At 64.8% G+C, this 1253-nt stretch carries 1 protein-coding gene; it reads left to right on the top strand.

Features of this window, described 5'->3' with window-relative positions; genetic code table 11:
- The first annotated feature begins 2 nt into the window (after nt 1–2).
- A complete protein-coding gene (locus F8271_RS31410; protein ID WP_151493394.1) occupies nt 3–1214 on the top strand; it encodes an IS256 family transposase in 1212 nt (403 codons plus the stop codon).
- Nucleotides 1215–1253: the final 39 nt, after the last annotated feature.

The raw sequence follows: 1253 nt of genomic DNA, 5'->3' as shown, positions 1-1253 counted from the left end.
TGATCGGCCAGCTCGTCGAGCAGGCCCGGACCTCGGGCCTGCAACTGACCGGTGAGGGCGGGCTGCTGCAGCAGCTGACCAAGCGTGTGATCGAGGCTGCGATGGACGGTGAAATCACCGACCACCTCGGCTACGAAAAACACGATCCTGCTGGTAAGGACGGCGGGAACTCCCGCAACGGGTCGAGGACGAAGACGGTGCTGACCGATGTCGGCCCGGTCGAGATCGTTGTGCCACGCGATCGCGACGGCTCATTCGAGCCGCAGATCGTCCGCAAGCGGCAGCGGCGGCTGACCGGCGTGGAGGACATGGTCCTGTCGCTGTCGGCGAAGGGCCTGACCACCGGTGAGATCAGCGCTCACCTGGCCGAAGTCTATGGCGCCGACGTGTCGCGGCAGACGATCTCCACGATCACCGACAAGGTCATGGACGGCATGGCCGAGTGGCAGAACCGGCCCCTGGATCGTGTCTACCCAGTCGTGTTTCTCGATGCCATCAACGTCAAGGTCAGGGACGGTAAGGTCGCGAACCGGCCGATCTACGTCGCGTTGGCGGTCACCGTCGACGGGACTCGCGACATCCTCGGCTTGTGGGCCGGCGACGGCGGCGAGGGTGCCAAGTTCTGGTTCTCCGTGTGCACCGAGCTGAAGAACCGCGGCGTTGAGGACGTGCTGATGGCAGTCTGCGACGGGCTCACCGGCCTGCCTGACGCGATCAACACGGTATGGCCACAGACCGTGGTCCAGACCTGCATCGTGCACCTTCTGCGTAACTCCTTCCGTTACGCGGCCCGCCAGGACTGGGAGAAGATCGCCAAAGCGCTGCGGCCGGTCTACACCGCACCGACCGAGGCCGCCGCGACCGATCGTTTCCTGGAGTTCGCTGAGGCATGGGGCAAGAAGTACCCGGCGATCGTCCGGCTCTGGGAGAACGCCTGGGCCGAGTTCGTCCCGTTTTTGACCTTCGACACCGAGATCCGCAAGGTGATCTGCTCGACGAACGCGATCGAGTCAGTCAACGCCCGCATCCGCCGGGCCGTGCGAGCCCGCGGGCACTTCCCGAACGAGCAAGCCGCACTGAAATGCGTGTACCTCGCCGTGATGGCCCTGGACCCGACCGGCACCGGTCAACGCCGCTGGATCACCCGCTGGAAAGCCGCCCTGAACGCCTTCGAGATCACCTTCGAAGGCCGCCTGTCCGCAGGCCGCAAGTAACCCATCAAGATCCAGTTACACCGTTAAGTTGACAGTCCC

It is taken from the genome of Micromonospora sp. ALFpr18c, from assembly GCF_008868155.1.
Taxonomy (GTDB): Bacteria; Actinomycetota; Actinomycetes; order Mycobacteriales; family Micromonosporaceae; genus Micromonospora.
This window is presented reverse-complemented; position numbering and strand designations above follow the sequence as displayed.